General features: G+C 67.1%; 9 protein-coding genes. 6 read left to right on the top strand and 3 right to left on the bottom strand.

Going from position 1 to position 7,300, the window contains the following annotated elements; translation table 11 throughout:
- Together NBZ83_RS28305 and NBZ83_RS28300 are read right to left on the bottom strand one after the other, a co-directional pair.
- On the bottom strand, nt 1-1,207 hold a 1,207-nt coding region (locus NBZ83_RS28305), incomplete at its 3' end, for an NF041680 family putative transposase (protein WP_264763974.1).
- A 326-nt stretch (nt 1,208-1,533) separates the two neighbouring features.
- Nucleotides 1,534-1,884: a hypothetical protein gene (locus NBZ83_RS28300; RefSeq protein ID WP_261576151.1), complete on the bottom strand. Its 351-nt coding sequence runs from the start codon at nt 1,882-1,884 to the stop codon at nt 1,534-1,536.
- Between the two features lie 492 nt (nt 1,885-2,376).
- Between NBZ83_RS28300 and NBZ83_RS28295 the strand changes: the two genes are divergently transcribed.
- Nucleotides 2,377-2,835, top strand: coding sequence for a hypothetical protein (locus tag NBZ83_RS28295; RefSeq protein WP_261576150.1), 459 nt, complete (start codon nt 2,377-2,379; stop codon nt 2,833-2,835).
- A gap of 107 nt (nt 2,836-2,942) precedes the next feature.
- On the opposite strand, the gene NBZ83_RS28290 is transcribed toward NBZ83_RS28295, so the two are convergent.
- Complete coding sequence (locus NBZ83_RS28290) at nt 2,943-3,299, bottom strand: hypothetical protein (RefSeq protein WP_261576149.1); 357 nt, start codon at nt 3,297-3,299, stop codon at nt 2,943-2,945.
- 375 nt (nt 3,300-3,674) lie between these two features.
- On the opposite strand from NBZ83_RS28290, the gene NBZ83_RS28285 reads away from it, so the two are divergent.
- The 5 genes from NBZ83_RS28285 (at nt 3,675) to NBZ83_RS28265 (ending at nt 7,019) form a co-directional block, all read left to right on the top strand.
- Nucleotides 3,675-3,881: a hypothetical protein gene (locus tag NBZ83_RS28285; RefSeq protein WP_261576148.1), complete on the top strand. Its 207-nt coding sequence runs from the start codon at nt 3,675-3,677 to the stop codon at nt 3,879-3,881.
- Nucleotides 3,882-4,122: 241 nt separating this feature from the next.
- Nucleotides 4,123-4,320, top strand: a complete 198-nt coding sequence (locus NBZ83_RS28280) for a hypothetical protein (protein WP_261576147.1) — start codon at nt 4,123-4,125, stop codon at nt 4,318-4,320.
- Entirely contained in the window at nt 4,317-6,005 is a 1,689-nt protein-coding gene (locus NBZ83_RS28275; protein WP_261576146.1) for an N-6 DNA methylase, read from the top strand. Before NBZ83_RS28280 ends, NBZ83_RS28275 begins: the two co-directional genes overlap by 4 nt.
- Entirely contained in the window at nt 6,002-6,664 is a 663-nt protein-coding gene (locus tag NBZ83_RS28270) for a restriction endonuclease subunit S (RefSeq protein ID WP_261576145.1), read from the top strand. The genes NBZ83_RS28275 and NBZ83_RS28270 overlap by 4 nt, the downstream gene beginning before the upstream one ends.
- Before the next feature lie 205 nt (nt 6,665-6,869).
- Nucleotides 6,870-7,019: a hypothetical protein gene (locus tag NBZ83_RS28265; RefSeq protein ID WP_261576144.1), complete on the top strand. Its 150-nt coding sequence runs from the start codon at nt 6,870-6,872 to the stop codon at nt 7,017-7,019.
- Nucleotides 7,020-7,300 lie beyond the last annotated feature (281 nt).

Here is a 7,300-nt window from a genome sequence, read left to right as displayed (position 1 = left end):
CCCAGGGGCGGCGCAGGTCGGTGGTGAGCTCGCGGGCGAGACGGAGCTGGGTGTGGGCGGCGAGCACGAGCCAGGTCCACCGGTCCGCGGCCTGAGGGTCCCGGAGTTTGGGGGCGGTCCAGCCGAGGGTCTGCTTGAACAGCCGGAAGGTGTGTTCAAGGTCGAACCGGCGGAGAAACGACTGCCAGGCGCGGTCGATGCCGCCGGTGTCGGTGGTGGCGGTGGAGCACCACAGCCAGACTGGTTTCGGGTTCCGCTCGGCTGGCAGGTGGTCGACGGCGAGACGGATCAGGGTGCCTTCGATGATCGGGAGCTGGTCGGTGTGCGTCACCCAGGCGGCGCGGCGGGTCAGCCGGGGGTGGGCCCGGTGCCAGGCGGTCGCGACGGCGGTGCCGTACCGGGTGGTCTCGGTGGTCGTGGTGAGGGCCGGGTCGGGCAGGCTGGCCGGATCGGCCAGGCGTAGTTCCGGGCCGTGGCGGGGTGGCCGGCCGGACGCGCGTGGCGGGCGAGGTGGGACGGGGAGGTGGAAGACCCGGTCGGAACGCAGCCGGCCGACGAGGTCGACGGGTAGGTCGGCGAGTAGCCAGGCCAGGCGGGTGACGTCGTAGCCGGCGTCGAGCACGACGAGGATGTTCGGGTCGCCGTCGGTGTGGTGGCCGGCGGCGACAAACCGGCTGACCACGTCACGGATCTGTCCGGCGGTCACGGTGGTGAGGTCGTCGTCGGGGCCGAGGCGCAGTGCGTCCAGCACCGCCGTCCACGACGTGCGACCTGGCTCGAGCGCGGCCACGAACGAATAGGGCCAGCCCGGGATCAGCTGGGCGTTGCCCTTCCCCCGGCCATAGGTGTGACAGAACATCCGCTGCGGACTGGTCCCCGCGTCCGGGCGCAGCCACGGACTGACGTCCACCCCGAGAGTGATCCGACCGTCGGTAGCCCGTGGCAGTGGCAGCCCGGCCAACGCCCGCCGCAACCGGCTGATCTCTACCCGGCCGTGGTTCACCGCGTCGTACAACGCGCCGTGCCCCCGGCGGTGCTCCGGTGCCAGCGACAGCCCGACCAGGTCACGTACCGGACCGTCCGTGCACAGCACGGCGTCGGCGAGCTCGAACAGCGCGTCTGCCCGCCGAGCCAGGCAGCCGTAGAGCTCCTCCCGGAACCGACACAGCACCTCCAGATGCTCGACGGCAGGGACATCGTGGGCCAAGCTGTCCTCCACGACCTTCTGTCTGATCACGGTGTCTTTGGCGAGAAACCACGATCAACAGGAGGTCGCTTCACGTCACGGCGACACGCCGGACCACCCCCAACCACCAGCAGCTATCACACAGAGTGACACCCGGAGGTTAAACGACAAGCTGAGCGGGAGCGACGAAACGGCTGCGCGTCCATGCCAGCGGCTGGCGTGCCCGCTCGGGTAGTGAACCTCGTCGTGCTGTCGGGTGCTCGGGTCAGTGAGCTGGAGGAAGAGTCGCTCCAGCTCGGCCCGCGATGGCTCGCCGTCGAACCGTTCGTGCGCCGTTGCGGCGGAGTTCAGGACTCGGGCGGTCCTTCAGGTAGAGGAGGGGCCGGCGGGATGACCGGGGGCCTGTTGCGCAGCACGAGGACCAGTCCGGCCAGAGCTGTCAACGTGCCGGGCAAGGCGGCCAAGGCAGCGATCACAATCGGCACCATGCCGTTGCCTGCGCTCGTATCGCTAGTGTGCGACGCCGGTGCGGGCACAACGACGACGGTCGGAGTGCCTCCTGGCTCGGCTGTCGGGATCGAGTTCGCGGTGGCGACCACCGGCGTGACCATCACGGCCCTCGGGGCGGGGATACCGACGACGGCGAGCACGATCAGGACACCGATAGCAGCTCCAGCGAGCGCGCTCCCGATCTCCATGAGCCGCCATCCCCAACGGTGGCGTGCGCAGGGGGCCCTATCCGCCAGATCCAGGTCCCAGGCCCCGCACTGGTCGACAGATCCATCCCGGGAGGCTGCGAAATCCTCCCTGGAAACTAGCGGTATGGCAACGGTCAAGGCAGTCACGACGGTCCCCATTTCCCGGTCTGCACGATGGGTTCGACGTCCACCGCACCTGCAACGTTGCGCACGGTGACAGTGCAGTCGGGATCTCGTTCGTCTCGGGAGTCGCTCGTATGGCCGGCGCGTTCTTGGCCGTCGTCCACGGCGTGCACTGGGGGCGGGGCAGGATAGGCCAACGCCTGGGCACGCCGACGATCGTTTCCCCCGTAGGAGTCGGCCCTTCCACCACCGGCCGCCTCGAGCAGAAAATTCTGCCTGCTATTCCGGGGCGGGAAAGGGGCGGGTTGTGAGTCGACTGTCCGGACCATCGTCGAAGACAGTCCAAGTACCACTCCCTCTACGACCGATGTGCTCCAACAGGCCAACCGACCATTGGTCGCGCGTCTCTCTGCACCTCTCGATCGCCGCGCCAATCTCATGCACCACCCGACGCTTTTCGTCGAACGGCAGGAGATCGATACGGCCGACGATCGCGGAAGCATCTCGCAACTCCGCGACCAATCCGACCGTCCTCAGGGTTACAACGTTAATATAGGCAAGCTCCGCCATACGCAGACGCAACTCTTCCGCGTGTCGGGTACAGCCGGCTTCAAAGGCCCCGAGTTCCAACCGCTGGTGGAGAACATCTTCATAGGCTCTCCGAAGGAGATCGAGCCATACGTCGACGACGGCACGGACGCGGATGTACCTCTCGAGATCGACTGTCGCCTGGTTTTCCTGCTTGGCGGTCTGCTCGCGCCGCTCCTTACGTCGCTCTATCTGCAACGGGCCGAGATAGGCGGCGGCTGCCCCGAGTGCAGCTCCTAGCAGGCCGCTCAACGTAGCGACCCATGTGGCATCCATGCACACGCCGTCCCAGGGATCTGATGGTGTTAACAGCGCAAACGGCTGGTTCGGATCGCCCTCAACCCGTCTTACGCCCAACGGGTGGCCCAGGGGTCCTCGGGTGGTCCGTCAGACAGGGCCTGCTGGGTGAACATCCGGGCGATCAGAAGGGGGTCCTCGGGCGCTTCCAGCATCAGGTGGGGGCCGGGAGGAATGCGGTCAGCGGAAATGTCAACGGGCTCATCAGGAATGAGATCGTCGTGGGCGACGACGCGAGGCGGAGGCAGCCGGCGGCTCCAGCGTTGCCGAGCGCCCTGGCGGGTACGGCCGGTGGCCCGACCGATCTGGCCCCAGTCTGCGCCGGCCGCGACGGCGTCGGCGACCGCCTGGTCGCGTTCGGCGTCCAGGCGTTCTTCACGTTGGGTCAGGACGGCGAGATAGGCCAACGCGACGGTGCGGGGGCTGGCGTGTTGCGGTGGGGGCCATTCCGGGTCAAAGGTTCTCACACTCCAACAGATTAGCCACTTTCGGCAACGGATGTTGCCGCCCACCCCGACAACATCCGTTGCATCAGTTTCTGAGCCCCCCAAGACCGGACATCCCCATCGATGGCAGTGTCCGCCCCTTCCTTATAGGTGCGACAACCTGCGTTTCCGGCAACGAGAATTGTCGAAGCATCATCCCGCATGCGACAACCACACTTGTCGTCCTGGATACGACAACCATACTTGTCGTTTGGTGCGCGACAACCACACTTGTCGTCGGCCCGGCGGATTCGCTGCCCGCCCGGCTGGAGCGGTAGCCGTGCACGGAGAACGGGAGTGAACGCCGTCGCCGCGATCCTGGCCACGACCACGGTCCCGGTCCTCGTCGGACTGCTGCTGCGCTACTTCCCCGACGCGGTTCTGACCCTGCTCGCCGGCCTGATCGCCCTGTTCAGCCGCAATCCCGTACGCAGCCGCCGCGCCATGGCGCTCCTGCGCCTCCTGCGCGCCCGCACCGACAACTCGCCCCACCCACCACCATGATCGACACCTTCGCGAGATGGTGATCACCAAACGAGGCGTCGGATCGACCGCCCGCCGCGATGCGCCCGTCGCCTAGACTGGCGAGCAGTAACAGTTTTTCGCGCACGGATGGTGCGCGTCACGAGCGCGCGGAGTCGACTGACAGCCTTGGTTCTGTCGCCAGGAACGGAGAGTGCCTGGCTGCGAGAGGTCAAGCGGGCTGTGCCCGTCCACAACAGGAAGCAGGAAGGCGGATCCGGTGGTGTCCAGGGCGCTCACGCGCACGAGGGATGCGGGACAGGCGATGCTCGCCGCGCTCGGTCTGTCCGACGGCGCAATCATGATCATGGTGGTGGTTACGGTAGTGGCCCTTTTTCTGGCCTGGGTGGTCAGCAGTGACGCGCGTACCCGGCGACTGTCCAGCCTGATCCGGTCACGACGCGCAGGCACGCGGCGATGACAACAGCGGACGACCGGATATCCCGGATCGAAGCGGCCCGGGCGGCCGAGGTGGAACCGCCGGCGGTGAACAACTGGGGCCGCCGACACGCGGATTTCCCGGCACCGTCGTACACAGCAGGACAGGACCTCTACTCCGTCTCCGCGCTCGCCACCTGGCTCGACTCACGGCGCATTCCCCGTAACGCCCTGCACAGCAAGGAGCCGCTCGGCACAACCTACGGCCAGCGGTTCCGGAAGAACCTCGACCTCCCCTCACCCACCCCGACCGAAAGGGTCCCACAGCACAGCGTGATGCAGACCGACGACGCACTGGCGAAAAACCTCTGGGACCCGCTCGAAAAGATCTGGGGCACCGTCGACTTCGGAACGAACCTCGAACTGGTGCTGTCCCTGCTCGACCTACGTCGCTCGGACACCATCCACTGGAAGCAGCTAACCAGCACAAAAGGAAGAATCGGTGATTTCCTCGGGAAGGTGCTGCCTAGGCAGGTGGAACGCTCACCCGGCCTCTCCGGTGTTTACGCCGGGATCCGGCAGGAGCGATGGCCTGACGAGGACCTGACACAGCTCATCACCATCATCGAACGCGCCGCCCCGCGCGAATCCCCGGACACCATCACCGGCGACACGTTCGAGGCCGCCGCCTGCCGGTTCCTCCTCGAAAAGGTCGCCGCCGCCCACGGCCGACGAGGAAAGGAGTACTTCACTCCACCGCCCGCGACACGCGTGATCATGGAGCTGATCGATCCACAGCCCGGTGAACGAATTTGCGACCCCTGCTGCGGCACGGGTGAACTCCTCGTGGCCGCGGGCATCCACGCCCGGCAGGCAGACCGCGCCACGCCCGACCCCCAGCTGCGCGGCTACGCTCTCGATCACCAGTCCTGGCGGCTGGCCACGCTCAACGCGGCCATCCACGGCCTGACCGTCGATCTCGGCGGCCATCCCATCAAGCCGCTCTGGCTGCGGCACTCACCAGCCGTCCACGACGTCGTCGTGATGAATCCGCCGTTCAACACGTCCGGCTGGAGCGACGGCGACCCCGCCGAACAGCCCTACTGGGAGTACGGCCCGCCTCCCGGACACAACGCCAACTTCGCCTGGCTGCAGTACGCCGTCTCGATCCTCGACGAAGGCGGCCGCGCAGCGGTCGTGATGCCCACCATCGCCGCGACCATCAACAAAGCCGGCGAAGGCGCGATCCGCGCAGCAATGATCACCCGAGGAGTCGTGCGCTGCATCATCGCGCTCCCCGACCGCCTGTTCCGCGAGACCTCCATACCGGTCGCCCTGTGGATCCTCGGCAGACCGACCAACAGCCAGCACGACGTGCTGTTCATCGACGCCCACCGAACCGGCGTCATCGTCGACCGCACCCACCGAGTACTCGCCGACGCCGACCACGCCCAGATCACCAGCGCCTACCAGGACTGGCTCCGCAGCCCCCCCGGCACCTACACCGGAGTGGCCGACTTCGCCGCCACCGCCACCCCCAGCCAGATCCGAGACCACGGCTACCAGCTCAACCCAGCGACCTACCTCACCACCGACCCGCCCGCCATCGACCTCCACGACACCATAGCCACCCTGCGCGCACTGCAACAGGAACTCGACTACCAGCACGAACAAGCCGCCTACGCCGACAACGCGGTCGCCCGACACCTCAGGTGGATCAATCTGTGAACACACTCCTCGGCCCGGTACCCGACACCTGGACCGCCACCACCCTCGGCGACACCTGTCTCGTCCAGGCCGGCCCCTCCGGCACCACCTACCGCCGCGCCGACCGAACCCCCACCGGAACCCCGGTGATCACACCGATGGACATCCGGGACAACCAGATCATCCTCGACAACTGTCACACCGTCGGCCCCGAGACCGTCTGCAGACTCAGCCGCTACACCCTGCAGCCCGGCGACATCATCTGCACCCGCATCGGCGAAACCCGACGCCACGCCCTCGCCGACGAGGACCACACCGGCTGGATAGACCACACCCGCTGGCTACTCAGCGCCGCCTGCATCTTCATCCGCCCACAGCAGGCGGTACTCCCCAAATACCTCGACCACTACCTACGGCACCCCCTCATCCAGACCTGGATAACCCAGCGCATCACCGGAGCCGCCGTCCCGACCATCACCGCCGAAACCCTCCGCGACCTCCCCCTCGTCCTGCCGCCCCGCGAGAGCCAGCACGCGGTAGCCGACACCCTCGAAGCACTCGACAAAAAGATCACAGCACACAGAAAGATCGCCCAGATCGCCACGGAGATGCGCGACACCCTCACACCCGCACTCCTCACCGGCGCCATCTCGCCGGGCGGAACGACGCCCTACGACTGACACGACCTCCACTAAGATCGAATTGGTGGCGGCTGGTCGAAGCTCGTCTGGATCACGCCGCCTCGTCCGAGGGGACGGCCCATCGGCAAGATCAGGTCGTGGCGGCGGTGGTAGGACGGCCGGGCACCAACCACGTTTCGCGATCACGCGGAACCTCTCCTGGCCGCTCCAACGCCAACAACCGCTCGCTGGCCAGGACTCCCGAATGGTCGTCACCAAGGACCTGCCGGCGGTCCAGGGTGTCCTCGTCCAGCACCCGCGCCCTCCTGCGATCGCCGAGGTCGGCCTGCGAAGCAGTCAGGTTGATCGGGCCGCTGTGGTGGACGTGAACTCCAGCCACCGCACCTCGACCTGATTGAGCTCGTCTTCAATCGACACCAACGACGACCGCACCGACCGGCCCTCGCCTTGGAGCCCACCGGCTCGAGAAACGTCCCGCTTCCGCGTTCCGAATTTGGCAGGCTTGTTCACACAGCGCAGGTGAGTCCGTCCGCTTCGGAAAGGACGCTGCCGCCGGATGCCGACGATCGATCGCGACGCCGTCCTCGACGCCACCGACCTTGCCGACCTCGCCACCGAGATCTGCGGTGAACCTCACGGCCGCGGACGAGGTGCCCGCTGGCACTGCCCGAACCC

This window comes from Frankia gtarii, assembly GCF_025403375.1.
Lineage (GTDB): Bacteria > Actinomycetota > Actinomycetes > Frankiales > Frankiaceae > Frankia > Frankia gtarii.
Note: the sequence above shows the minus strand (reverse complement) of the source record. Positions and strands in the feature narration are given on the sequence as shown.

Excerpts from the sequence above, each read along its gene's own strand:
- NBZ83_RS28300 (WP_261576151.1), bottom strand. The coding sequence starts at position 1,884 with ATGGAGATCGGGAGCGCGCTCGCTGGAGCTGCTATCGGTGTCCTGATC.
- NBZ83_RS28275 (WP_261576146.1), top strand. The coding sequence starts at position 4,317 with ATGACAACAGCGGACGACCGGATATCCCGGATCGAAGCGGCCCGGGCG.
- NBZ83_RS28265 (WP_261576144.1), top strand. The coding sequence starts at position 6,870 with ATGGTCGTCACCAAGGACCTGCCGGCGGTCCAGGGTGTCCTCGTCCAG.